We start from the raw sequence: 25,734 nt of genomic DNA, 5'->3' as shown, positions 1-25,734 counted from the left end.
GTTTTATTCATTGCCATCTCTTCCAATGACTTTGTCCAGTTCTGGTAACGCTCGCGGAATACGGAATTTAAAGCGTTTTTGTTTGGTCTGGATTTTGCGCCACATCGACTTCAGTAAATGAGCGCTATTTTCACCATTTTGCATTCGCGACGCACTTTTTTGCCACGATTCACTCGTATCGGCTTTGGTCATTTCTAGCTCGGCCGTATTTAAACGCAATTGTTTGTACAATATGGTCCTTGCTTCAGACCAACGTTTAGCCTTTAACAAACGGTGAAACGTCAGCCATGCTGGTGTCGGTCTGTTGCGGTAGTAACGTTTAATGGCTACCAATGAAATAATCACAAAACCCAGCAACACAAGCGTGGAAACAATCCATTCAAAGTACGTTCTGATGAAGGACTTCAACGTGTGCTTCGCGGCAAAAGTTTTGCCCTCTAACATCACCGTTTCCACTTGCTGAGTCTTACTGTTCCACCAACGGAACTCATAATCCGGCAGGGTTAATTCACCACCTTGTTGAATCACGTACACGCTCTCTTCTGTGCGTGTTGACTGGTAATCACCACGTGTTTGCGTATCTGTCAAACGGTGGGGTTGAGGATATGCTTGATAACGGGTTGTTGATTCTCCTTTCAACAAGTCTGGTAGCAATACAGATAGTGAATCTTGAGCCAAAATGGTGATTTTACGCGTGATTGCATCCCCAACTTTGAGTGACTCAGTGGAGGTTTCCCACTCTTGTTTTACGTCTACGTGCGTTGCAGAAAACCAAGGCGTATCACCGCTCAACAATCCCGATGGCAAGACAGTTTTGAACTTAATCGGCTGCGTATAAAGTGTGCCTGACACCTTCTCGCCATCCGGCGCCGACACCTGAACGCCCACAGCGACAGGTGGAATCACAAAATCACCAGATGCTTGTGGATACAAAGTCACTTCCCAGCGTTGACGCGACCAAGTTTGTCCCTCTTTTTGCTCAGTAAAGTTGGTTGCTAGTTGATTACGTTGTTTGGCGATAACATTGGGTATTTCAATATTGCCAATTCTCGTACCACCCGTAAACCAACGCGGCGTTGCCACTTCGATGGTTAAAATAACTTGCTCATTGACGCTAAAACTTGGTGTTTTACGCTTCTCTCCAGCCGTTGGTTGTTTACCAACCCACGCTTGTAACTCAACACCATGCTTTCGTTGAACGTCACGAATATCTTGAGCCAACACACTACTGCTCAGGAGGAAACCGAAACAGATAACTAACCACAAGGGTAAAGCAAAGTGCGTAAAACGGTGGCTTTTCATCATTGCACCGCCTCCTCTGTATTTTCGTTCGCAGTAGAGGTTGATTCTCCGGTTTCTATTGAACGCAATTGAATCTGAAACTTCGCATTTAAGAAGTATTTAGGATCCGCTTCGACTCGCTTTAACCATTTGTCGGCTAATTCTTGGCTACCTAAGATGTCGTCTGCACTTAACGTCTCTTTAATCATCAACTCCGCTGACGTTTTTTCATCCGCCCCTTCTGCGGTTTGAGGGTTATCGCCTAGCTCGGTTGATGCTTCTTGCTCTGTTCCTGCCTGACTCTCACTCATACGGTTGATGTCCTCTACAATACCACCAATCACTTTCAAGTTATGCTCAACATCCGGTCTTAGCCTCTCGCTCAACGTTGGCTTGTTGGCTAGGGATTTTAACAAGTCACGTGCAGCCAAATATTCACGCTGACGCGCCAATGCACTCGCCGCATTATAAAGACCGTAATCTCGAACCTCTTCAGACGGGTCGTTTTGCATTTCCAAAAACGCACTGTGCGCGAGCTCAAACTCGCTAGCGTAGTAGTACGCCGTGCCTTTGCGTAATGGATCGACAAAGTGTTTTGCAGCTTCTAAATACGCTTGTTGGTTGAACAAACGCTGTCCTTGTTGGTCTGGCGTCAGCCACAAATCCCACCACCATTGCGCCACCTTGTCGAAGGTCTTCACTTTTTGCACAACTTGTGGCTGCTCGGCTTTAACAGAAATGTTCTCCGCCATTGCACTGGTCGGCATCAACAGTGTACCGCTCACCATCGCAATCACACACCATTGCACTAACCACCCTTTTCTAAACCACAGCATCATGATCAACGCGATTGGAAACAGAAGTTGATAACCCATGTCTTTCCAAGGCATTGAAGATTCGCCATTAAGCTGCATATTGCGCTCAACGTATCGGTTCAGTTGCTCGATATCACTATTATCGACGGTCACTTCCACCAATCGACCGTTAGTCTGACTAGCCAGTTTTTGTAGAGAATCCAAATCCATTGGGTTGTTACTCACAATGTCAGCATTCCCTGCCGCAAGAATTAACAGTTGATAAGGTTTGCCTGCAAAATACGCTTGGTATTGCTTAATTGTTGCCGGGTTCACGCCGTCGCTCACCAACAGAACGGTGGAGCCGGGTTGACCTTGCAATTGTTGATCAATTAACGGCAAGGCTTTTTCGGCAAGCTTACCTTGCACGGGCATAATTTCTGGCGTAATGGCCGCCAAAAATGGGTCAAATACTTTGCTGTCTTGAGTTATAGGCATTGCGACATGAGCACTGCCCGCGAACACGACTAAACCCGTTTTTCCGCCTTTTCGCACGGCTAGCAAATCGCGTACTTTCTGTTTGGAACGCTCAAGGCGGCTTGGTGGGAGATCTTTTTGCAGCATCGAGTCGCTGTTATCAAGCACCACAAGCATAGAGGCTTTATCTTCGCCAAAGGGAGAAGGTTCTCGTTGCCACGTTGGGCCTGCACAAATCACAATGGCGATGAACACAATCAGCATCAAGAGCTTAAGCGGCAGTTGCTTACGCCAGCCTCGCTCACCTATCGTCAAAGCATTGCGTAAATGTTCGGGCAGAATATCCTTCCAGCTTGGCTCGCTTTCTTCTCGCCAGCGTAACCACACCAAGAAAAACATGGGGATCAAAGCCAGTAACCACAGTGGTCGAATAAAATGAAACTGCGTAAAGAATTGCGTCCAACTAAGAGAATCAAACATCGCTCTCTCCTAATGATGATCGTGTAACAGCCCTTCTTTTAAGTGTTGCGACGCTGAACGCGAGCAAATGCATGATGACCACTAACGCCATCAAGTAATGGTGAAGGCTTTGTTTTGGGCGGTATGTGGTGCTTTCGTAAAGTTGAGGTTCCAGTTTGCCAATTTCGTCGTAGGCAGCCGATAGTTCATCACGGTTGAGTGCTTCAAACGCTTCACCGCCGGATTCTTTCGCAATGCGATGAATCGTGTCCATATCCAACGCGGTTTCACCTATCGTTTCCGGATCGCCCATCGCAATGACGTGTACTCTCACGCCTTTGGCTTTCGCAACTTTCGCCGCATCAATCGGTTCAACAAAACTGCCCGTGTCGTTACCATCGGTTAATACAATCGCGACTTTTTCACGGTTTTGGTCTTGTTCTAAAGCACTACGCGACTTATCGCTTTGCTCAAAAACTTTAATCGCTAAGCCAATCGCATCACCAAGATGGGTACTCTGCCCTGCCATTGCCACATCGGTTTGGTTAAGCAGTTCGAGCCACACTTTTTGGTCTGCGGTAAATGGCGTTTGCACGAAAGCAGCATCACCAAAAAGCACCAAGCCTAATCGGTCACCTTTACGAGACTGAACAAACTCCGACAGCACTTCTTTTGCCGCATCAAGACGAGAAATTTTTTCGCCTGTACGTGAGGTGAAATCTGGCTCGGCCATGGAGCCCGAAAGATCCACCACCACCATCACATCGCGGCCTAAACTCTCGCGAACTTGAGGCTCGCCTAACACGGTGGGTTTTGCCATCGCACACACCACCAAAAGCCATGAAAGAATTAACGTTGCTCGTTGCCACCAACTCGGGGTCAACTGGCTTGCACCTTCTGATGGCGTCTCGCCAATCGCTTCCACCAGCTGACTAAAAAACGGCACTTTGATCGCCATTTGCTTAGTGCGATATGCAGGCACCAAGTAGTACACCACCAACGGCAAGGGCAAAACCAGAAACCACATTGGGTGAGCAAATTCAAAACCAGACAAACCAGTTATCGATGCAAGAAGATCATTCATGTTGACCTCCCTGATGTGCTTTGCGTTTCAATCGTGGTGATTTATTTGCCGCGCTTTTTTGAGCATCACAACGGTGCTCACTCACCCAGTTTTTCGCACGAGCAATAAGCGTTACTCGCTCTTCGTTGGTTAGCGTAACGCTTGGGTCAACAATACTTTGTAGCCAGCACTTTGAAAGCTCATCGTTAAAAACCATTTGCGAGTTTGCTTGAGAGTCTCTGGTTTGCGGATACAGCGCATCGAGCTTGCGCAGAAAGGCGGTATCAAACAATTTCGCGTTGCGGCTATCAATATGAATCAGCACTATTTTAAGCACAGAGAACAATACTTTTGGCATGTCTTTGTCGCTCGGGTTGATTTGCGAAATCGCCAGTAGAGCTTCTTTTCGGTAACGATTATGCCACCATTGCCGAGCCAAGCGATATGCGAAATATACCAATGCAATGAACGCAACCGCCGCTAAAATTTTCCAGCCAATAGTTTGCGGGTACCAACTCACGCTAGATGGTACGGCCACATCATGCAGCTCTCTGAGTATGTAGGTACTTGGAGGCGTAGGAAGATCACTCATTTAACGCCCTCCTACCAGTTTTTGGAATTGTTTAATGTGCTCACCTGTCGTATCGAGTTCGATGTGCGGAAGGTGTTTCATCGCCATAAGTTGAGAGAGTGATTGACGCTGTAAGCTAGTTCGAGCCTCAAGCTTTGCGCTCGCAGCTTCTACCTTTGCTTTGCTGTCTAAATTGAGTTGATACTGCCCGTCACCAACCACCCATTTCGATTTTGCCAAATCGTCTGGTAGCGCTTGTTCTAATGGGTCACTGACCATCACTGCAAGAACATCGTTGTGCTGTTGTAGCTGTTTAAGGTGATCAAGGTGGTGCTCCTCGCAGTCGCTCCAGTCGCTGATAAAAATCAAAGTGGATTGCTTGAGCTTCATGCGTTTAATAAGCTCAATCCATTGACTGAACGTTACTTTTTCGGAATTGCAGGAGTCCACATTGAGCGATTGATTGGCTTTAGCGAGACGTTTAAGTTGCGCCAGAAGATCGTTTTGCGAACGCTGTGCCTTGCTGTGAAACAACGCCTGCGGGGATGCGATGACAAAACCGACTCGGTCGCCATCTTTTAATACTCGCCACCCACACATCGCTGCGATCTCTGCCGCGACAACTGATTTCATTACTTGCGTCGAAGCAAAAAACATTGTGCTTCTCTGGTCGACACACACGATTACGTTGCGATCTTTTTCTTCTGTATAGCTGCGCACGTGCGGCTTACCTGTACGCATCGTAACTTTCCAATCAAGGTTACGAATATCGTCACCCAATTGGTAATGGCGCAGCTCTTCGAAGTTCAATCCACGACCGCGAAACAACGAATTGTGTCGGCCAGAGAGTACGCTACCCGCTTTTAGATGAGGAAGTAAACTGAATGATTCTGCTTGTGCTTGCAGACGTACTAAACGAGCATAATCGCAGTACAAACGGGGATCCATCCCCTGTGATTTTGGCGCAAGAGTTGGCTTAGCCATAATGCCTCCCACTTACCCAATTTCTACACAATCTAGCAGCTCTTGTACGACTCGTTGATGATCGCCCCCATCTGCCAGTGCATCGTAGGTCAAAGAAAAACGGTGGCCCAATACAGACGGAACCATGGCACGCACATCGTCAGGAGTCACATGGTCACGTCCTTGCATCCACGCATACGCACGAGCGCATTTGTCAAGTGCGATAGAAGCACGAGGACTAGAGCCAATCTCAATCCATTTTGCTAAGTTTGAATCGGCATAACGCTCTGGCTTACGAGTCGCCATCACTAACGCAACGATGTAGTTTTCCACTAGGTCTGATACCACGATGTTTGGTAACTGACGACGCGCTTCTAGCACCACGTCTGGCTCGATGTGTTTTGGCGTAATAATTTCGCTGCTGGTTTCCGCACCCAATTCTTCACTGCGCACCAAACGAATGATGTCACGTTCGGCGTCATCTTCTGGATAATCGACGGTAACCTTCATGATAAAGCGGTCCATTTGCGCTTCTGGCAGTGGGTACGTGCCCTCTTGCTCTACTGGGTTTTGCGTTGCAAGCACCATAAATAAGTCTGGCAATACGTGAGTTTTATCGCCTACTGTGATTGTGCCTTCGGCCATGGCTTCAAGCAGTGCCGCTTGTACTTTGGCAGGTGCACGGTTGACCTCATCAGCAAGTACAATGCTGTTAAAAATGGGCCCAGGTTGAAAGTGGAGTTGCGGCTTACCATCCAGCTCTTGATAAACCTCAGTACCCGTCACGTCAGATGGTAAAAGATCCGGCGTAAACTGGATTCGACCAAAACTGGTGTTTAACAAGTTCGCCAACGATTTTACGGAACGTGTTTTTGCCGTTCCCGGTAAACCTTCTAGCAGAATATGCCCATTTGTTAATAACCCGATGACTAAAGCTCGAACCACGTGGCTTTGTCCAATGACGCTTTTTTCTGTTTGTTCGATGAGTTCTTTTATCGCTTGTTGTGCGTGGTTCATAGGATACCTTTTCAATGGTTTAAGCCGTCTTTTCGATAGTTAAGTATAAGAACAAATGAAATAACTTAAGGTTATATTCACTATGTTATCTTTGCGGTTCTTGAGATTGGAGAAGTTGTGCAAGACCAACCAACATCGGTAACGCATAATCAAAGAACATTTTGATTCCCGAACACAAATAGTTTAGACCACTCTCACCATTCGGCGTTTTGATCAAACGGTTTTTTGGGCACTCACCCCAACAATAAGGCAAGTAAGGGCATTGCTTACAATACGTCGGCAATGAATCGCGTTTTGCCATGCCAAAAGTATATTGTCTTGTAGAGAAGGCCATTTCATTCAGTGAGTGTTCATGAATGTTGGCGAGTTTGTATTCTGGATACACATAGTGGTCGCAACTGAACACGTCGCCATTGTGCTCAATCGCCAACCCTTTGCCACAAAACTCCGCCGTCACGCAAAGCTGAGACGGTTTCCCCATTACTTGCGCCACCGCGGTTTCAAACAGATTAACCAGCACACGGCCAAGATCGTTATTCACCCACTCTTCAAAGGTCGCCATTAAAAAGCGTCCCCAGTCTTCAGGATCGACTGACCAATCCGTTACAATCGACATTGGATGCCCCGGTTTAGCCAGATCACTGCCTTTGGTTGGGATCATCTGTTCGTTCCAAAACTGCGGCGCGGTTGTTTGGAAGTTGTTGGCTTCTACCACCGGCGCAAACTGAATATAAGTCACACCCAATTCTTGGGTTAAAAATCGATATACTTCGAGCGGGTATTTCGCATTGTGACGATTCACCGTGACCAACGCGTTGAATTTCACGCCATGCGCTTTGAGCTTATCTACCGCTTTCATCACGAGATCAAACGTTGGCTTACCGCTGCGGGTTTTGCGATATTTGTCGTGCAGCTCTCGTGGTCCATCAATCGACAAGCCAACTAGGAAGTTGTGCTCTTTTAAAAACGCACACCACTCATCGTTTAGCAAAATACAGTTGGTCTGAAGGTCGTTTTCAATGCGAACGCCTTTCGGCTGATATTTCTTTTGCAAAGCTACGACATTGCGGAAATAGTCCAACCCAAGCAGCGTCGGCTCCCCGCCCTGCCATGAGAATACAATTTCTTCGCCATCCTGACTTTCGATATAGCTTTTCACGAACGCTTCCAGTGTTGCGTCGTCCATTTTTGGCTGCTTTTCTTGGTGCAGTAGATTTTCTTTATGCAGATAAAAGCAGTACTGACAATCGATGTTGCACTTTGCTCCGCCTGGCTTTGCCATCACATGGAATCGACGGTCATACGCGCCCAGAACAGGCGCTTTAGACGCCGTTTTAAGAGGAACAATAGGCATAGTAGTAGAATGGCGAGGGGAAATCTTACTCATACGTTTCTCACTATTACATATACCCAAATAACCTCGTGAGCGCTGTACAGCAAAAGTGAAGCTATTTGGGTATATAGCGCTCCAAAAAGCGCTATATAATCTTAATTTACTTAGAAGACTTAGGTACGAACGAACCTGCTTCCATACGAGGAGGGAATTCTTTGAATGTACCCATCACCTCTTTCACTGTATCCATTGCTGGCATCATTAAGAATGAACGCTCGTACATCCAACGAGAATAACCCATGCCTTGATCGCCTCGTTCAAATGGATCAATGCTCAAGTCAAAGATCAGTGGCACACGAAGTTTAGTGAACGGCTTACGCCATACATCCATACCCGTTTCATTCTCTTGAATCATAAAGTGGAACTTGTACTTTCCTTGGCGCAATGCCACAAGATCGCCGTCGTCACTCCAGTAAACGAACTCATTTCGTGCGGATTTGTCTGACTTACCCGTTAAATATGGCAGTTGGTTGTAACCGTCTAGGTGAACTTTGTAGTCCATATCGCCAACTTTTTTGCCTTTTAGTAATTCGTCTTTAACTTTGGTATCACCTGCCGCAGCAACTAGTGTCGGGAAAAAGTCCTCTAATGACATCATGCCGTTGAATGTTTTACCTGCCTCAATTTTTCCAGGCCATTTAATCAACATTGGCACACGGAAACTCCCTTCCCAGCCAGTGTTTTTCTCTGAGCGGAACGGTGTCATCCCAGCATCCGGCCACAAATCAACCATAGGGCCGTTGTCAGTGGTGTAAACAATGATTGTATTGTCATCCACACCTAACTCTTTGATCTTGTTAAATAGCTGACCGATTTGGTCATCGTGCTGCTTAACACCATCCGCGTAGAAACCAGCGCCTGTTTTGCCTTGGTATTCTTCAGGAACATGTGTGAAGTTGTGCATGCGAGTGGTGTTAAACCAAGTAAAGAACGGCTTGTCCGCTTTTACTTGCTTTTCTATGAAGCTCTCTGCGGCATCAAGAAACTCACCATCAACATTTTCCATACGCTTACGCGTTAGTGGACCGGTATCTTCGATTTTGCCGTCAGCGTAAGAATGGATAACGCCACGAGGGCCAAATTTCTTCTTGAACTCCGGATCTTTAGGGTAATCCACGTTCTCTGGCTCTTCTTCTGCGTTCAAATGGTATAGGTTGCCGAAGAATTCATCAAAACCGTGGTTGGTAGGAAGATGCTCGTCTCGGTCACCTAAATGGTTCTTACCAAATTGTCCAGTTGCGTAACCCATTTGTTTAAGCACGGTTGCAATCGTCGGATCTTTTTCCGAGATACCTTCCGGAGCGCCTGGTAAGCCCACTTTTGATAGACCTGTACGTTTTGGCATTTGACCAGTGATGAATGAAGAACGGCCTGCTGTCGAGCTTTGCTGTGCGTAGAAGTTAGTGAACTTCGCACCTTCTTTAGCAATGCTATCGATGTTTGGCGTGTTGTACGCCATCATGCCTTGGTTATAGGTACTAAGGTTCCAGTAACCAACATCATCACCAAAGATGACAAGAATGTTGGGTTTGTCCGCTGCATGTGCAACTGCAGATGCAGCGCCTAATGCTAACGTACATGCGTTAAGTACGAGTTTTTTACTGCTCGTTTTGGTCGCATTTTTCATATTATCTCCAAGAGTTCGCTAGTGCGTAAAAAACGGTATTCGCTTTTCAATACCATTGTTGATATAAGATAAAGCACTAATTTCAGGCGATAAATGCAGTCAAAATTAGTTAACCTATAAATTAAATTTATGAGTGACGTTATGGACTTGAATTTGATCCAAACTTTTCTTGTTGTTGCGGAGTTTCAATCTTATACAAAAGCCGCGGAACAATTAGGGCTTACACAACCTGCTGTGAGCGCTGCAATAAAGCGTTTAGAGCAAGTCGTAGATAAGCAATTATTCGTTAAAAAAGGACGAGGTATCGCACTAACCTCCACCGCTTATCAATTACTGCCGCAATTCCAGCAAGCGGTTAGTATTATTGACAATGCGATATCTGATAGAAATCATTTTGAAGTGTGTTGTTCGGAAATTTTGTTGCACATTATGGACCCGATAAAGAACACTATTTTTTATGAATCACCACCCGAAAAATTCCTATTATTTGAGCTGTTAAGACAACAAAAAGTCGATCTAGTAATCGATACGGTGATCACGAAAGATGCAGCGTTTATTATTGAAGATGCCTATGAGGAAGAAGCCGTGGTTATCTGTCGTGAGAACCATCCCCGTGTACACGGCACGCTCACAAAAGAGCAATTTTATGAGGAAACTCACTGTTTATTTTCAGGAAAATGGAACAACATGTCGGGGTTCGAGCAACTAGCAAAGGAAACAATTCAAGAAAGAAAAGTCGACTTGATCACATCTTCGCTAGCGGGCATGGCGCTGTATGTCGCCCAAAGAGACAGTTTAGGGATCGTGTCTCAATCTTTTGCAAACAAGTGGAGCAAAGCGCTCAAACTTCAAATTTTGCCCTGCCCCATTTCGATACGCTCTATCCCTTACAAGTTCGTTTACCATAAGCGAGAGGTAAACAACCCAGCCCACATCGCTCTACGTGAAAAAATCAAAGCCAACTTAACGGCAGCCCACTACGAACCAATTTGTTTATAAATCTTGTCAATTGAAGCGTTAGGCGTTTTCGTCATCAAGCTTTCTACAAACCTGAATAGATAGAATTTTACAGATAAAAAAGAGGCTCACGTTAATGAGCCTCTTTCTATATGTGATACTTCACTTAGCTTTTCCTACTTATTTGGGTTCTCTTTTAGTTTCTCCATCACTTGATCGAGCGAGAAGCTTGCTGCTTTTTGCCTTGGTGGGAACTCTTTAAACGTTTCAAGGAATCTGCCTACGTAAGCTTGCGCAGGAACAAGCATGTAAGCACGGTCTAGCATCCAATCGTAGTAAGTGTTAGAAGTGATATCAGCCACTTCGTAAGGATCCATACGCAAGTTGAAGATCTTAGGAACACGAAGTGTGGTGAATGGTTCAGCCCAAATACGCAACGTGCCTTTTGCTCGTTGCTCCATAAAGACCAGCTTCCATTTGTTATAGCGAAGTGCAGTTAAGTCTCCATCATCTGAGAAGTAAAAAATTTCTTCTCGTGGGGCCTTATCCTCTTTACCAGTCAAATATGGTAGGAAGTTATAGCCGTCTAGGTGAACTTTGAATTTCTTACCATTCGCACTATAACCTTTGAGCAATTTCTCTTTGATATTGTCATCACCCGCGGCAGCAACAAACGTTGGCATCCAGTCCATGTGATGCATGATATCATTCGAAACAGAGCCAGCTTTAATTTTACCTGGCCAACGTACCATCGCAGGAACTCGGTACGCACCTTCCCAGTTGGTATTTTTCTCTCCACGGAATGGCGTTGTACCTGCATCTGGCCACGAGTTCATGTGTGGGCCATTATCGGTGGAGTAAAAGACGATTGTGTTGTCTTTAATACCCAAATCATCCACTTTTTTCAGTAGCTGACCTACATGGTTATCATGCTCGACCATACCATCTGCATACTCGCTGATACCTGTTTTTCCAGAGTTCTCTTCTTTCACATGAGTACGGAAGTGCATACGAGTTGCGTTCCACCAGACAAAGAAAGGTTTTTCAGCCTTGACGGCACGATCCATAAAGTCGAGTGCCGCATCTAACGTCTCTTCATCCACGGTTTCCATGCGCTTGCGAGTTAGAGGCCCTGTATCTTCGATTTTGCCATCAGCGTACGAACGGATAACGCCGCGCGGACCGAACTTTTTACGAAACTCAGGATCTTTAGGATAATCGACGTTTTCTGGCTCCTCCTCGGCGTTCAAGTGATAAAGGTTGCCAAAAAATTCATCGAAGCCGTGATTAGTAGGAAGGTGCTCATCTTTATCACCTAAGTGGTTTTTACCAAATTGCCCTGTCATATAGCCCATCGGCTTCAGCATTTCGGCAATGGTTGCGTCCTCTTCCTTCAAGCCAAGATCAGCACCTGGAAGCCCCACTTTACTCAAACCTGTTCTAAGAACGGTTTGGCCCGTAATGAAAGTAGAACGGCCCGCTGTACAAGATTGCTCACCGTAATAGTCAGTGAACATCATGCCTTCTTTGGCGATACTGTCTATATTTGGTGTTTTGTACCCCATCAAGCCAAACGTGTAAGCACTGAGATTGGACTGGCCAATATCATCACCCCAAATGACGAGAATATTTGGTTTCTCTGCTGCGATACTGCTACTTGTCGCACCGATTAAAGCGGCGGCAAGAATCGCTAATCGGCGTTTAACGCCATATTTCGCTGTCATATAAACCTCTGTGTGTATTAGAAAAGTGCTTCCTGCAACAGAATGTATAGTTCACAAATAGCGGATAAGCGAATTTACTAAATGAGAATTCTTTCTATCTTTGCCTAACATTACACCGTTATTTGTAGCTAATACGCACTCCAATAGCACTTTAGTTCAGAGCGCCATCGCACCATTCATCACTACTGTTAATCTCAAGTATTAAGATTGTCTACGCATATCACAGTGCTCATAAAGTACCTGATTGCTTTTACATAAATATTAATGATAATACGTTTTACTACTATTAATAATTAAGGTACCCGTGTGCTTGACTCCAAGGTTTCAAATGGAAAAACTTCCCAATGCCAACACAACGGCGTTCACCATAATGATGAAGAGCTATTACTAGATAAGCGCACTCACTCTGTGGTACTCAATTACTTGCCAAACAAGAAATCTGTTCAGTTAACAAGCATTCAATTTAAGCTGCTGCAAACTCTCACTCACCATCAAGATCAAGTACTTAGTAAGCATTTTCTTTACGAAACAGTACTAAAACGTGAATTTACTGAACATGATCGAGCACTCGATATGCACATGAGCAGAATGAGAAAGCGTCTAGTTCACGAAGGCGTTCCAACAGACAGAATTCAGACAGTCCACCGCCAGGGTTACATTTTCAAGCGCTCAGACAATCAACAGAAAAATTAACGCTAATTGACCCAACTTTTGGTAATTGACCGCTTATTTTGCTTTAATTAATGCAAATTCTAATCACGTAAAATAACTCAATGAATTTGCGCTTAATTTTTACACTTTGCATTGCTACTTTGTTTGCCGGCTGTGCAACCTATGCTGGTCTTAACTATGACCAACTGTTTGGTCCACAGCTCGTGCGTGAACGCACAGTTGACGTGGAAACCCCTCAAGCAAACTTCTTCCAAAGCGAAGTTAAACCCATTATGGATAACCGCTGTGTCGTCTGCCACGCGTGCTACGATGCACCATGTCAACTTAAGCTCTCTTCTGTTGAGGGCATTGACCGTGGTGCGAGTAAAGCACTGGTATATGAAGGAACAAGACTCACAGCCGCAGCACCAACACGCTTATTCGAAGATGCAGAAACAACCCAAGAGTGGCGCGATGCGGGTTTTCATCCGGTTCTCAACGAACGTGATCAAAGCATGGCAGCCAACATTGATGCAGGCCTTATCGCACGTTTGCTACAACAAAAAGAGCGCCACCCATTGCCTGACCAAGTCCAGTTAGAAGGCTTTGACTTTTCGATAGACCGAGAGCAAACCTGTCCGACGATTGAAGAATACGAGCAATACGAAAAGGATAACCCGACCTGGGGAATGCCTTTTGGTATGCCAAACCTATCAAACAGTGAATACCACACACTCATGACTTGGTTGGAAAACGGCGCAATAATGAACGTTCACCGACCTGTTAGTGAGAAAGAGCAAGCGCAAATAGATAAGTACGAAGCATTACTTAACCACTCTGATTTGAAAAATCAGCTGATGGCTAGGTATATATATGAGCATTTATTTTTATCTCATCTCTACTTTTCGGAACTCGATGAAGATCCCCGATTCTTCACGCTCGTCCGCTCTGCTACACCACCAGGACAGCCCGTCAAACGTATTTCAACGCGTCGCCCGTACGATGATCCAGGGGTTGAACGTGTGTTTTATCGAATTATTCCAGAGCAAGGGACCATAGTAGATAAAACTCACATGCCATTCGCGTTAAACAAGCAACGCATAGAGAACTGGAAAACTTGGTTTATTGATGCTGATTACATGGTTAGTCAGCTACCGAGTTATGAACCAGAAGTTGCTGCAAACCCGATGACATCATTCATCGACCTTCCAGTGAAGTCGCGCTTTAAGTTCATGCTAGATAATGCACAAAATACAATAATGGCATACATCAAAGGCCCAGTTTGTCGTGGCCAACTGGCATTGAATGTTATCAATGATCGCTTTTGGGTGTTTTTCCTTGATCCAGATAAAGCAGACATCCCAGAAGTAAATGAGTTTTACCGATCTCAGGCTGATAATCTAAAACTACCGGCAGAGCAAGAAAGTAACACGCTACCTGTTACCAACTGGGTCAAGTACGCGCGTCAACAAGCTCGCTACCTAGAGGCTAAATCTGAGTTCACTAATAACTGGTTTAAAGAAGGTGAAAACCTATCCACCGAAGTAATTTGGGATGGTAATGGCACCAACCATAATGCGGCATTAACGATATTCCGCCATTTTGATAGTGCTTCTGTTGTTCAAGGGTTAGTTGGTGAACAGCCTAAAACAGTGTGGATTCTTGACTACGCGTTACTAGAGCGTATCCACTATTTGCTTGTTGCTGGGTTTGACGTTTACGGTAACTTCGGCCACCAGCTCATGACACGAATGTTTATGGACTTCTTGCGTCTAGAAGGCGAAAGTAACTTTATCTCGTTGTTACCCGCCGATATGCGCCATGAACTTCAATCTAGCTGGTATAAAGATCAAAGCCCGCAGTTGAGTGACTTTTTACAACGAAATGTGAAGCCGTTTAACCAACCAACCAGCGTTCAGTATAAGAGTGACGATCCAAAAACGGAGTTGGTGGAGTTGTTGAGAGAACATGTCTCAGATGTGCTTCTGCCTCGCTACGAAATTCAAGACACGGCTCTTTCTGCGAGTAGTGAAAAGCAACTAAAACGTATTGACCACGTTCGTGGTGAAGGCCTGAAAACCGTTCCGCAAATCACTATGCTTATGGTGAGAAGTAAATCAGGGGAAGATGAATTGTTCACCTTACTTCACAACAATGCACACACAAACATCTCTAGCTTGTTTGATGAAGAAAGTAACCGTGACTTTGCTAACGATGACATGACCATTGTACGCGGCGTTGTGGGAAGCTACCCTGCGGCATTTTTCTCGATCAACGAAAACCAAGTAAAAGATTTTGTCGATCAATTTAGTGCCATCCAAAACGAGTCCGATTACGTTAAGTTATTGGATAATTTTGCGATTCGTAGAAGCTCAGAAAAATTCTGGTCATTTAGCGATCGTTTACACAATTGGTACCGTACAAAACAACCGATCGAATTTGGATTACTTGACTATAATCGTTTTGAGAATCGATGATGATTTAAGGGGGTTCTCATGGGTATCCGAGATAACATTGCCGCTCTTGAACAGCAGATTTACGTTGCTTGTTCTGAGGGAGACTACGAAACGGTCAATATGCTTGAGCATCAACTCGAATACTTGCGTGGCAAAGTGGAACATCCTTTTGATGATGACCCTTATGCCCTAGACACTCGATTCGAGTGGGAAGATGACATGACCGAATAGAAAAAACCTCCGGAAGCCGGAGGTTTTTTTATTTTCAATGCTCGATGGATTACTTCGCCATTAACTCATCCAGAGCTTGAATTGATGCAGACACTTGAGAAACTAAATCATCTTTAGTCGCATTATAGGTATCTAAAGGTTGAGCCGCGGCTTCAATTGCTTGGCAAGCGTTCATTAATGCAGTTAGTCCTAAACTTCCCGCGCTGCCCTTTAATTTATGGGCAAGGTTCTTTACTTCTTTACTATCATTGTCCTCAGCAGACGCTTGCAGTTTGCTTAATACATCAGTGCTGGTGGATCTAAACAGATTAATAATGTGCAACATCTTATCTCTGCCCAAGATTTTCATATCGGACTCAATCACGCTCGGATTAATGATAACCACATCGGGTTCCTTTTTTTGGGGTGCTTGAACGACCTTTGATTGTAGCTCTTGTTCTTGAGGCGAAATTTGATCAAACGGGGTACAGTCGGCATTTTGTGGCAACAACAACGGCTTTCCGTCTAGCGCATCCTGAATCAATGCCGCGAGTGCCTCTTTTGCCAATGGCTTAGGCAAGTATCCGTCAAAACCAGCGGCTAGATAGCGCTCAACTTCTTCCGCAAAAACGTGCGCAGACACTGCAATCATTGGCGTGACGGCAAGCGCTTTATTGGCCGGCTTATCACACTCAATCCGCTTTAAGCGTTGGATCAACTCAGTTCCATCACAATCAGGGAGGTTGATGTCGACCAAAGCGATATCAAAATCTTGTGTGCTGATCAGTTGCTCTGCTTGTGAGCCGTTTTCTGCCATCACGACTTGATGCCCCATGCTTTCTAGAAAACCTTCCGCGACCACTCGGTTGACTTCATTATCTTCTACCAGCAAGACCTTTGCTTTCACTTTGCAACGTGCGGTTGCCACAGTTCCTGTTTCAACAGGTTCGCTTTCCTCTAACGGAATAGAGAACCAGAATCGGCTACCATTTCCCTCTTCGGAATCGACTTCTAAAACACCGCCCATCGCTTCAATGATTCGCTTACTGATGGCAAGTCCAAGCCCCGTGCCTCCAGTTTGGCTCATCCCACCTTCAGCTTGCGTGAAGGCATCAAACAACGTTCTCTGGTATTTTTTGGCAATTCCTATTCCAGTGTCTGATACTTCAAACAGGACTTGCGACTCGTCCTCAGGGTTCAGGCTAACGTAGATATCAATTTCTCCTTCGTCAGTGAACTTAATCGCGTTACCAACGAGATTGTTCAGCACCTGACTGATTCTGGTGACATCCCCTTTCCAGTAGCGACTAACATCACTTTCAATATGGTAGGAGAACAGCAGCTTCTTCTCTTGTGCTCGACTGTTCATTAACTGGAAAGTGTCCTCCACCATTTGGTGTAAATCGAAGCCCATGTGACGAATTTCTAAATGCCCCGCTTCAATCTTGGAGTAATCCAGTACATCATTAAGGATCGCGAGCAGCGTTTTACCACTACGATTAATGATTTCTGCATAACGCTTTTGAATTGGGTTGAGGCCTGAGTCAATCAACAAGCGTGCTGTCCCCAACACTCCGTTCATTGGCGTTCTTATCTCATGGCTCATCGTCGCCAAGAATGCCGATTTTGCTCGGCTCGCTTGCTCTGCTTGCTTGCGAGCTTTAGCGTGATTCAAAACCTCTTCATTCAAACGGCGGTTTGCTTGTTTTAACTGCGAAGTGCGCTGCTCAACGAGCTCTTCTAAATGCTCTTTATGCTCCTCAAGCTCTCGCTTGGCTTGAGCTTCACCCTCTGCTACCACTTTTAGTGCTTGCGCGGTATTACGAGCCGTGATGATGGCCTGCCCCATATGCGCCAACTCATCTTTGCCTTTCACTTCCAACTCAACCGCTAAGTTACCCTGCGCCACAGACAGCAACGCAGCGGAATATTCAGCTAACCGCTTCACAACAGAAAGGTACACCACACGCCATAAAATCAGCACCAATACAATCAAACCAACAATTGAAATAACGGTTAAAGACCACTGAGCGAATTTCAGTGTGCTGGTCAATTGGTCTACAGCGACGGTAGTGGTTTTGTTTGAATCATCAACCAATTTGTTGACCGTGCCATTAAGCTCTGAGAACAACTCTAATGTCTTTTGCATCAGTTGTTGTGACTGTTCGTTATTCTCGTATTGCTGCATCAGTATAGAAAATACGACCTGACGCTTACCAAGCTCTATGAGCAGTTGGCTCATTTGCTTAGAGCGCGTAGGATCTTCCACAGCGAGTACACGGCGTTGCATGATTTTGAGGTTGCTATCGAAATCACTTTGAACCTGTTGAATTCGCTCAATATTCGTTAATGTCCGAGCCTCTTCAATCTGATTCAACATTTTAAAGGCCAACAAGTGCAGTTCATGTAATCGCTCAGTCAGATCAAGATCGACCTCCACCAGTGCATCTAGCGCCTGATAAACTTGCGATTTTTTATTCGATTCTAATAAGTCATAAATATGCGTGACGTTAGCAACAGCAATGGTGCTTGTATTCTGAACTTGCGTACGAGTTAGTTGTTCTAGCTCTTCACTGAGCAGACGCATTTCTTCAACACGAGTATCTATCTCTTTTGCAAGCCACAGCTTTTTTTCAACCGAAACACCGAGTTCTGCCAAATTGTCGATAACGTTCTGGACGTTATTCTCTAAAGCTTCTAACAATTGAGAATCGAACGACTCACTCCCGAGCTCCTTGATGTGAGTGAGTAAAGACTCGAGCTGTTCGAACAGCACTCGCCCTGACTCCTTTCTTTCCTGCTCGTTTCTTGCGTTCGACAACATTTGTACAGACGAAATAATACGAGTACTCAACTCAGAGACTTGCCTCGCCTCAATCATGGCGGGAATCGCAGAATCCACGACATTTCTTTCGGTTTTGGCAACCAAAGAAAATCCAGACACACCAATAAGTGCCGATAACATGACCAGTATTGCCATCGCAATGAAAGACAACAAAAGTTTACGACCGATGCTTGCAGTTGCTAGCAGCATATTTTCATGACCTTAATGTTCGTGTTCAGCGACATATTACGTTATATTTTGCAGTGTTTACTTAATCTATGCCAACGAACTTCATTTCATGGTTAAAAATCAACACGCATTTCGCACATTTTTCAAACATTCTGCAGCCACTTTAACCCTCGTTGCTTCTTTGCCAGCGGTTGCCGCAGAGAAAATATGTGCAATATACCCTCACCTAAAGGATTCATACTGGTTGTCAGTAAACTATGGAATGGTGTCCGAAGCGAAAAGAGAAGGTGTCGAGCTACGAGTTCTTGAAGCGGGCGGCTACCCAAACAAAACCCGTCAAGAACAACAACTCGCACTGTGTAACCAATGGGGAGCAGATGCCGTTATCCTTGGGACCGTGGACCCACAGGCTTACGAGCATTCACTTAAAAATTGGGTAGGGAATACTCCCGTTTTTGCTACTGTGAACCAACTCGACTTGGATGAAGAACAAAGTGAGTTGCTAAAAGGGACTGTCGGTGTTGACTGGCATTGGATGGGATACGAAGCGGGTCAATATTTGGCAGCTCGCCATCCAAAGGGGTCAGGAAAAACCAACATTGCCTTACTTTTGGGGCCGCGAACTCGTGGTGGTACGAAACCCGTTACTGCCGGATTCTATGAAGCGATACAAGGAAGTGATATCAACATTGTTGACTCATTTTGGGCAGACAACGACAAGGAGTTACAACGTAACCTAGTTCAACGTGTGATCGATATGGGAAATATAGATTACATTGTTGGCAGTGCAGTGGCGATTGAAGCGGCCATCAGTGAGCTGCGCAGTGCCGGCAAAGCTGAGGAGATCGGTCTAGTTTCTGTGTACTTAAGTCATGGTGTATATCGAGGCCTGTTACGTAACAAAGTGCTCTTCGCACCAACAGATAAAATGGTGCAGCAAGGTCGGCTTTCCATGATGCAAGCAACGCATTACTTAAGAGGTAAAACGTATGACAAACATGCCTCACCAACCATCAAACCACTGACTCCGAAGACGCTTCATGACGACACGATCGAAGAATCGTTATCTCCGTCAGAATATAGGCCGACATTCCGTGTTAAGGCTGTTGATTGAAAGACCAAAAACGTGTTCTATTGAGTCACAACAATTTTAAAATCATACAAACGGAAACATCTTGATGCAAAAAACCATTCGTACCATGCCAACCCATAAACATGTGGCTTTGGTTGCTCACGACAACTGCAAACCTGAGCTACTTCGCTGGGTAAAAGAAAACAAAGAAAAGCTACAGAGTCACTTCCTTTACGCAACTGGCACGACAGGACACATGCTAAGTAAAGAAACTGGACTTGCGATCAAGAGCATGATCAGTGGTCCGATGGGCGGTGATCAACAACTAGGCGCTCTTATTTCAGAAGGCAAAATCGACGTTCTCGTTTTCTTTTGGGATCCACTGAATGCCGTACCTCACGACCCAGACGTTAAAGCGCTTCTTCGTATTGCTAGTGTTTGGAATATTCCTGTAGCAACGAACCGAGCCACCGCTAAGTTCCTGTTTAACTCCCCTCTTCTTGAGCAAGAAGTAGACATCGAAGTGCCGGATTACGAAGCCTATCTTGCTGAGCGCATGTAAGCTTTGATGCTAACCAAATAAAGCAAAGGCGATACCAAGTATCGCCTTTACTGTTTTTAACATTCTAAACGTTGCATTTAACGAGAAGTCACGATGGGATAGTCACCATTAACGAGCTCTTGAACGAATGCAGATCCCGCACCAGTATGCGTAATCCAAACCTTCTCTTTCGCACGTGTAATCGCCACGTAAAATAGCCTGCGCTCTTCTGCGTAAGGGAATTTGTCTTTGGACTCCGTCAACGCACCATCAATGTGAATTTGCTTCTTCTTAGCGGGGAATTGCCCCTCATCCACAGAAAGAATAATCACAAAGTCAGCTTCGCGTCCTTTACTCGCATGGCAAGTCATAAAGCGAATATCGAGATTAGGGAAACGTCGCAACCAATCGTCGAACAAATCGGGCTTATGATAATGGTTACGTCCTAGCAATAAAACTGACTTGGTTTGCTTGGCTTGTTGATTCAAGTGGTCCAAGATCTTTTCCACTTGATTGCTCGGCGCGGTATGTACGCTCTTCTGCTTGCGTTGTTTGTGGCTGTTTAGTGTTTTCGGCAACTGCGATGGGTTTTGCTGCACGAATGTATTCGCTACATCACCAATCTGATTGTTGAAACGATAAGTTGTATCTAAGTGATGAACGGTTGAGTGAGCAAAGCGTTCTTTAAAACCAGTGATAAGATCGACATCCGCTCCTGCAAACTGATAGATCGCTTGCCAATCGTCGCCAACAGCAAATAACGTGGCACCTGCTTGTTTCTGAGTGGATTCACACAGTGCTTCAATCAATGCCAGACGATCTGGAGAGATATCTTGATACTCATCGACCATAATAAAGCGCCATGGCGAGACAAACTTCCCTTTATTCACATAATCTGTCGCACGACTGATCATGGTTGGGAAATCCACTTGGTTGCTTTCTTTAAGCATTTTCTGCCACGCTGTAAAACATGGCCAGCATAAGGCGAGTTCACTATTTAAACGCGTATAGTCTTGGTGGTTTACGAGCTTTTCTTGTACTTGCTTTTTGGTCAAGCCCACCGCCGCTAAATGAGACAGCTGCGAATCTAGCCAAGCGATCAGTTTTGGATTTTCTGAATGGCTTCCTAACTCATCATCCCCTTTTAGGTACGCAATCGGCCATTTGTCTAAATGTTTTTGCCAACGTTTAAAGTTGGTGGGTGTCATCCAATGTTTTTTCAACCAGTCTACACACCATGCTGTTCGTTGATTTTCGTCCAACGCTAAAGGACTAATTTCGACAGGTTGCTGTTCGACTTGTTTAAGAATATACAAGCCCAACTGATGGAATGTGTTGACGCGCACACCGTCTGCCGCCATGCCCACTTTATCTACTAAGCGTTCTTTCATTTCAGTCGCCGCATCACGACCGAACGCTAACATGAGAAGCTCTTCTGCTTGAGCTTGATGGCTTTGCAACAAATAGGCAACTCGTGCGGTTAAAACGCTGGTTTTGCCCGAGCCGGCCCCAGCAAGAACTAAGTTGTGGTCGTCGTTGAGCAATACCGCATATTGCTGGGATAAATTCAAAGGAGAGGATTCAATTTGATTAAACAGCACTTCCCAATTTGGACGTTCTGCTTCTAGCCAATCGCGATTACGCTCACCAAGCGCCTCAGAGGTATCAATGAGCCAAGGCTCTATTTGCGACATACGATTCGGCATTCGCATTTTGGCTTCTTCTAGGGTGGTTTTCATCTCGCTTAACTCTTGGTTAAGGCTTTCAACCCAGGAGACCACTTGAGAATGCGATAAGTAAGCAGGCAAGTGCTTTAGTTTGTAAAGCTCTTCTTCCCACTTAGGTAGATACTCAGCCAGTTTTCGGCACTGAGTGTTGTGCCACTCTTGATATTGACGAACGGCCTCAAGCGCAAACTTTCGGCATTGCGGCCACGGTAAACCTTGGACTAGCCAGCTTTGTTGTTTGCCTTCGTGTTCATGAGCAAAAAACTGTAAAGAGCTCCATAATAACCCACGCTTTACGCTAACTTTGCCATTCCAGATCGTAAAAGGAATATGTTCTTCACTGCCTATCGAGCTTAATAAAACACTGTTCTCTTTTATTTCGACGTGATGGTACTCATTTTGAATAAAAAACTGTGCTTTGCTAGTGGCAGTAAGCTGCATGAAACGTGCGCCTTTTAGTTTAGAAGTTGTCGATTTATATCATTTTAAGGCGCTAAATTGTAGCAACGGCGAGCACCTAAGTAAGCTTCTTCTTCTATTCTTTAATAAAATTCACATTACTGTCGATTTAATAACCTAAAGCTGAGGTTATTTGAAGCTGGCTTTACAATCCTCAATACATGACCTGGCAGTTTTAATATAAGTCAATGACATCCCTGCTGATTTTATCAGCAACCACGAATTTTTCTTAAAGTAAATCATAAACGCGCTATAGTGGGTCTGGTAGTATTCCCCCTGTTCTTCATCGGAAACATAAGGCGCATTGTGCAAGCAACTTCTAAATTTCGGCTATATTGGGCAAACAAGACGATAAATTACAGCGTTCTTATCCTTATTACCTTACTGGGTGTGGTTATCCCAACTTGGTACTTCGAGCAAAACACGCTGATAACGCCATTAATATTAGGCGTTATTGCTGCTGCTTTGGCTGAAAGTGATGACAGTTTCACTGGACGCATCAAGGCTCTGATTCTCACCTTTCTCTGTTTTGCGCTTGCTGCTTTTTCAATTGAAATCTTGTTCGATACCCCTTGGGCTTTTGCGTTGGGATTATTTATCTCAACCTTCGGCTTCATCATTCTTGGAGCGATAGGTCCTAAGTACGCGAGTATTGCTTTTGGTTCGTTGCTGATCGCTATTTATACTATGCTTGGCGCACATGAAAGCACCAACATTTGGTTTCAGCCACTACTGCTTTTGACTGGTGCCGCATGGTATTACTTCATGTCCATGATTTGGCAGATATTTTGGCCTCTTCAACCGGTGCAACAAAGCTTAGCCAATGTGTTCTTCCAAATGGCGAATTATCTTGATGCGAAAGCCAAGCTTTTTCACCCTGTGACCAACTTGACGCCACAACCGCTACGGATTGAAGCTGCAAAATGCAATGCTGCCACGGTTACGGCACTAAACGCTTGTAAAACCACATTACTTAACCGATCGAAACGGGGTCACATTGATGGGCCTAGTGACCGATTTTTAAATATTTATTTCATCGCTCAAGACATTCACGAACGCGTCAGTTCTAGCCATTATCGCTATCAGGATTTAGCGACCGAATTTGAACGTTCTGATGTGCTGTTTCGTTTTAAATATCTTTTGGAGTCTCAAGCCCAAGCGTGTCGTGATATTGCACTAGCCATTCAGCTAGGAAATGAATACTCCCATACCGATCAATCTATTCTGGCATTAGCTGAAGTACAGAACTCTCTTGCTTATCTAGAAGAACAAAAGCAAGGGCACTGGAAACGTCTGCTGATGCAGTTAACATATTTATTCAACAACTTAGCGACGGTAGAAAAACAACTTAATAACATTAACAACCCAGATGTCGAAGGCCTAGAAGAAGATACCCTCGCCGATACCAACCCACACACGCTAAAAGCGATGTGGCAGCGTATATCAGCAAATTTACACAAAGATTCGATGCTGTTTCGGCATGCATTACGTATGTCAATTGCCTTAACGATTGGCTATGGAATCATTCAAATATTCAACATCGACCGAGGTTACTGGATACTCTTAACCACTTTATTCGTATGCCAACCGAACTACAGTGCCACTCGCCAAAAATTGACGGCGCGAGTAATAGGTACATTAGCTGGTTTGTTGATTGGTGTACCATTGCTGACTTTTTTCCCTTCTCAAGAAAGCCAGTTAGTATTTATCGTTATCTCTGGTGTGATGTTTTTCGCCTTCCGGATGAACAACTATGGGTACGCGACTGGTTTTATTACACTGCTCGTCCTCTTCTTATTTAATCAACTAGGTGAAGGTTACGCAGTTGTCCTTCCTCGACTAGCAGATACCCTCATCGGGTGTGTACTTGCAGTAGGAGCTGTATTAGTTATTTTGCCCGACTGGCAGTCGAGAAGGCTTCACAAAGTTATGTCGGATGCGATAGAGGCAAACAAGCAGTATCTCGATCAGATCATTGGTCAGTATAGAATCGGCAAGAAAGACAATTTGAGTTACCGTATCGCTCGCCGCCAGGCCCACAATAATGATGCCTCACTCTCTTCTGCGATTAGTACGATGCTGGCGGAGCCTGGCAAATATCGTGCAGCTGTTGATGAAAGTTTTCGCTTCCTAACGTTAAATCACGCAATGTTGAACTATATTTCTGCATTAGGCGCGCACAGAACTCGCATCGAAGATGAGTCAATTCATAAACTCGTTTTAGATGCTCACCGTTGTATTCATCAGCATCTGGATGTACTTCATAAACAGCTTCACCAGCATTGTGAGGAGTGTGACCTATCTAATATTGATGATGCTGGACTCGAGCAACGCTTAAACGAATGGCGCGATGAAGACGACAGCTCTGCCCGCATGGTATTGCAGCAACTTCATCTTATCTATCGCATGCTCCCAGAGCTTCATTCACTTGCTAGTAAGTTTGCCGTCAGGGTAAGTTAGTAACATTCAAACCATATGTAAGAGGGAAGCGCTATATCGCTTCCCTTTTTCTTTTTACGCTTCCATCTACCCCAAAGTGGGTAATTATGTACCTTCTTAGGAAAAATCTGACGTATCACTTAACACACCTTGACAATATTCGGACAAAAATCAATCGATCAAATTCTAATCTATTTTGGTTGAATAAATATGTTGTATCCAAAGGATGAAGAATTTCGGGCAACGACGGATAAACCGAATCACGACGAAGGTATTGAGATGAACGCACAACAATTTAATGAACTTAAACAAAAGCTCAGTGATTTAACGGCAAGTCAGTTAAAGTCATTACAAGGTGAGATCAGCGTGAAACTAAATAAAGCGCAAAAACCGGTTCTATCTGGTGAAGAAAGAGAAATGCTTGCCAAACTGTTTGCCTAATCAAGTCATTGATATAAAACACTTGAACGTTTTATAAACTCCACCTATGCTCTCACTATCATAATGTTGGGAGTAGTGATATGCCTGTATCGGGAATTCAATCTGGATACCACATCGTTCAGATGTCACAACAAATGGCCGAGAAAGCTGCACATGGCATTAGCAATAATGTAAGTAAGGTAAAAGAAGAGCTTTCTGATCACAACATCGATTTAGCTGCGGTTGCGGATGTCGCAATAACAGCCTCAACACCTAGCCTTCCCTCTCAAAAAGTTGAATTTCTCATCAACCTAGCTCAAGCCGCTGGTTATAACCGAGTTGGCGCGTCTGTCATAGAGAAAAACAATGAAATCATTGGCAGCTTGCTAGACATCCACGTTTAGGCGATTTAACGTCAAA

The 25,734-nt window shown here is 44.8% G+C and carries 20 protein-coding genes; 9 read left to right on the top strand and 11 right to left on the bottom strand.

Annotated elements, in window-relative coordinates; genetic code table 11:
• Positions 1-3: 3 nt before the first annotated feature.
• The 8 genes from R7R24_RS01720 to R7R24_RS01685 form a co-directional block, all read right to left on the bottom strand.
• The gene (locus R7R24_RS01720; RefSeq protein ID WP_033906485.1) at positions 4-1,305 is read right to left on the bottom strand and encodes a BatD family protein; all 1,302 of its coding nucleotides are present in this window, start codon (positions 1,303-1,305) and stop codon (positions 4-6) included.
• Positions 1,302-3,032, bottom strand: a complete 1,731-nt coding sequence (locus tag R7R24_RS01715; RefSeq protein ID WP_191115923.1) for a VWA domain-containing protein — start codon at positions 3,030-3,032, stop codon at positions 1,302-1,304. The genes R7R24_RS01720 and R7R24_RS01715 overlap by 4 nt, the downstream gene beginning before the upstream one ends.
• Positions 3,025-4,095 (bottom strand): vWA domain-containing protein, encoded by a 1,071-nt coding sequence (locus R7R24_RS01710; RefSeq protein ID WP_033906482.1) that lies wholly within the window; start codon positions 4,093-4,095, stop codon positions 3,025-3,027. Before R7R24_RS01710 ends, R7R24_RS01715 begins: the two co-directional genes overlap by 8 nt.
• Positions 4,088-4,666 carry a DUF4381 domain-containing protein gene (locus R7R24_RS01705; protein WP_017635361.1) on the bottom strand — a complete coding sequence of 193 codons (579 nt, stop codon included), beginning with the start codon at positions 4,664-4,666 and terminating at the stop codon, positions 4,088-4,090. Before R7R24_RS01705 ends, R7R24_RS01710 begins: the two co-directional genes overlap by 8 nt.
• A complete protein-coding gene (locus R7R24_RS01700; RefSeq protein ID WP_017821549.1) occupies positions 4,667-5,629 on the bottom strand; it encodes a DUF58 domain-containing protein in 963 nt (320 codons plus the stop codon).
• A 12-nt stretch (positions 5,630-5,641) separates the two neighbouring features.
• Positions 5,642-6,625 (bottom strand): AAA family ATPase, encoded by a 984-nt coding sequence (locus tag R7R24_RS01695; protein ID WP_191115925.1) that lies wholly within the window; start codon positions 6,623-6,625, stop codon positions 5,642-5,644.
• 85 nt (positions 6,626-6,710) lie between these two features.
• Entirely contained in the window at positions 6,711-8,012 is a 1,302-nt protein-coding gene (locus R7R24_RS01690) for an anaerobic sulfatase maturase (protein WP_115386602.1), read from the bottom strand.
• 106 nt (positions 8,013-8,118) lie between these two features.
• On the bottom strand, positions 8,119-9,645 hold the full coding sequence (locus R7R24_RS01685; RefSeq protein ID WP_213883425.1) for an arylsulfatase: 1,527 nt from the start codon (positions 9,643-9,645) through the stop codon (positions 8,119-8,121).
• 141 nt (positions 9,646-9,786) lie between these two features.
• Between R7R24_RS01685 and R7R24_RS01680 the strand changes: the two genes are divergently transcribed.
• A complete protein-coding gene (locus R7R24_RS01680) occupies positions 9,787-10,644 on the top strand; it encodes a LysR family transcriptional regulator (RefSeq protein WP_005376559.1) in 858 nt (285 codons plus the stop codon).
• 134 nt (positions 10,645-10,778) lie between these two features.
• Here the strand turns inward: R7R24_RS01680 and R7R24_RS01675 are convergent, their stop codons facing one another.
• Positions 10,779-12,326 (bottom strand): arylsulfatase, encoded by a 1,548-nt coding sequence (locus R7R24_RS01675; RefSeq protein ID WP_005376560.1) that lies wholly within the window; start codon positions 12,324-12,326, stop codon positions 10,779-10,781.
• 306 nt (positions 12,327-12,632) lie between these two features.
• Here R7R24_RS01675 and R7R24_RS01670 point away from each other — a divergent pair, with 306 nt between their 5' ends.
• The 3 genes from R7R24_RS01670 to R7R24_RS01660 all read left to right on the top strand — a co-directional run bounded on the left by R7R24_RS01670 (position 12,633) and on the right by R7R24_RS01660 (position 15,664).
• Positions 12,633-13,019, top strand: coding sequence for a winged helix-turn-helix domain-containing protein (locus R7R24_RS01670; RefSeq protein ID WP_005376561.1), 387 nt, complete (start codon positions 12,633-12,635; stop codon positions 13,017-13,019).
• A gap of 80 nt (positions 13,020-13,099) precedes the next feature.
• Complete coding sequence (locus tag R7R24_RS01665; protein ID WP_191115928.1) at positions 13,100-15,454, top strand: fatty acid cis/trans isomerase; 2,355 nt, start codon at positions 13,100-13,102, stop codon at positions 15,452-15,454.
• Between the two features lie 18 nt (positions 15,455-15,472).
• On the top strand, positions 15,473-15,664 hold the full coding sequence (locus tag R7R24_RS01660; protein WP_005376565.1) for a hypothetical protein: 192 nt from the start codon (positions 15,473-15,475) through the stop codon (positions 15,662-15,664).
• A gap of 49 nt (positions 15,665-15,713) precedes the next feature.
• Here the strand turns inward: R7R24_RS01660 and torS are convergent, their stop codons facing one another.
• Positions 15,714-18,677: a TMAO reductase system sensor histidine kinase/response regulator TorS gene (gene torS / locus R7R24_RS01655; protein ID WP_053307617.1), complete on the bottom strand. Its 2,964-nt coding sequence runs from the start codon at positions 18,675-18,677 to the stop codon at positions 15,714-15,716.
• Positions 18,678-18,720: 43 nt separating this feature from the next.
• Here torS and torT point away from each other — a divergent pair, with 43 nt between their 5' ends.
• Positions 18,721-19,770 carry a TMAO reductase system periplasmic protein TorT gene (torT, locus tag R7R24_RS01650; protein ID WP_081051359.1) on the top strand — a complete coding sequence of 350 codons (1,050 nt, stop codon included), beginning with the start codon at positions 18,721-18,723 and terminating at the stop codon, positions 19,768-19,770.
• A gap of 64 nt (positions 19,771-19,834) precedes the next feature.
• Positions 19,835-20,290, top strand: a complete 456-nt coding sequence (locus R7R24_RS01645; RefSeq protein ID WP_005376571.1) for a methylglyoxal synthase — start codon at positions 19,835-19,837, stop codon at positions 20,288-20,290.
• A gap of 77 nt (positions 20,291-20,367) precedes the next feature.
• Here R7R24_RS01645 and helD read toward each other — a convergent pair whose 3' ends face one another.
• Positions 20,368-22,437, bottom strand: a complete 2,070-nt coding sequence (gene helD / locus R7R24_RS01640; protein ID WP_005376572.1) for a DNA helicase IV — start codon at positions 22,435-22,437, stop codon at positions 20,368-20,370.
• Between the two features lie 324 nt (positions 22,438-22,761).
• On the opposite strand from helD, the gene yccS reads away from it, so the two are divergent.
• The 3 genes from yccS to R7R24_RS01625 all read left to right on the top strand — a co-directional run bounded on the left by yccS (position 22,762) and on the right by R7R24_RS01625 (position 25,718).
• The gene (gene yccS / locus R7R24_RS01635) at positions 22,762-24,915 is read left to right on the top strand and encodes a YccS family putative transporter (RefSeq protein ID WP_005376573.1); all 2,154 of its coding nucleotides are present in this window, start codon (positions 22,762-22,764) and stop codon (positions 24,913-24,915) included.
• Positions 24,916-25,104: 189 nt separating this feature from the next.
• Positions 25,105-25,335, top strand: coding sequence for a hypothetical protein (locus R7R24_RS01630; protein WP_005376575.1), 231 nt, complete (start codon positions 25,105-25,107; stop codon positions 25,333-25,335).
• 80 nt (positions 25,336-25,415) lie between these two features.
• Positions 25,416-25,718: a hypothetical protein gene (locus R7R24_RS01625; RefSeq protein ID WP_062731017.1), complete on the top strand. Its 303-nt coding sequence runs from the start codon at positions 25,416-25,418 to the stop codon at positions 25,716-25,718.
• Positions 25,719-25,734: the final 16 nt, after the last annotated feature.

The sequence above is a fragment of the Vibrio sp. 704 genome (genome assembly GCF_033339295.1).
This window is presented reverse-complemented; position numbering and strand designations above follow the sequence as displayed.

Bases quoted from the DNA above. Each gene is read 5' to 3' on its own strand.
- R7R24_RS01720 (WP_033906485.1), bottom strand. From the start codon at position 1,305: ATGATGAAAAGCCACCGTTTTACGCACTTTGCTTTACCCTTGTGGTTA.
- R7R24_RS01715 (WP_191115923.1), bottom strand. From the start codon at position 3,032: ATGTTTGATTCTCTTAGTTGGACGCAATTCTTTACGCAGTTTCATTTT.
- R7R24_RS01710 (WP_033906482.1), bottom strand. From the start codon at position 4,095: ATGAATGATCTTCTTGCATCGATAACTGGTTTGTCTGGTTTTGAATTT.
- R7R24_RS01705 (WP_017635361.1), bottom strand. From the start codon at position 4,666: ATGAGTGATCTTCCTACGCCTCCAAGTACCTACATACTCAGAGAGCTG.
- R7R24_RS01700 (WP_017821549.1), bottom strand. From the start codon at position 5,629: ATGGCTAAGCCAACTCTTGCGCCAAAATCACAGGGGATGGATCCCCGT.
- R7R24_RS01695 (WP_191115925.1), bottom strand. From the start codon at position 6,625: ATGAACCACGCACAACAAGCGATAAAAGAACTCATCGAACAAACAGAA.
- R7R24_RS01690 (WP_115386602.1), bottom strand. From the start codon at position 8,012: ATGAGTAAGATTTCCCCTCGCCATTCTACTACTATGCCTATTGTTCCT.
- R7R24_RS01685 (WP_213883425.1), bottom strand. From the start codon at position 9,645: ATGAAAAATGCGACCAAAACGAGCAGTAAAAAACTCGTACTTAACGCA.
- R7R24_RS01680 (WP_005376559.1), top strand. From the start codon at position 9,787: ATGGACTTGAATTTGATCCAAACTTTTCTTGTTGTTGCGGAGTTTCAA.
- R7R24_RS01675 (WP_005376560.1), bottom strand. From the start codon at position 12,326: ATGACAGCGAAATATGGCGTTAAACGCCGATTAGCGATTCTTGCCGCC.
- R7R24_RS01665 (WP_191115928.1), top strand. From the start codon at position 13,100: ATGAATTTGCGCTTAATTTTTACACTTTGCATTGCTACTTTGTTTGCC.
- R7R24_RS01660 (WP_005376565.1), top strand. From the start codon at position 15,473: ATGGGTATCCGAGATAACATTGCCGCTCTTGAACAGCAGATTTACGTT.
- torS (WP_053307617.1), bottom strand. From the start codon at position 18,677: ATGCTGCTAGCAACTGCAAGCATCGGTCGTAAACTTTTGTTGTCTTTC.
- R7R24_RS01645 (WP_005376571.1), top strand. From the start codon at position 19,835: ATGCAAAAAACCATTCGTACCATGCCAACCCATAAACATGTGGCTTTG.
- helD (WP_005376572.1), bottom strand. From the start codon at position 22,437: ATGCAGCTTACTGCCACTAGCAAAGCACAGTTTTTTATTCAAAATGAG.
- R7R24_RS01630 (WP_005376575.1), top strand. From the start codon at position 25,105: ATGTTGTATCCAAAGGATGAAGAATTTCGGGCAACGACGGATAAACCG.
- R7R24_RS01625 (WP_062731017.1), top strand. From the start codon at position 25,416: ATGCCTGTATCGGGAATTCAATCTGGATACCACATCGTTCAGATGTCA.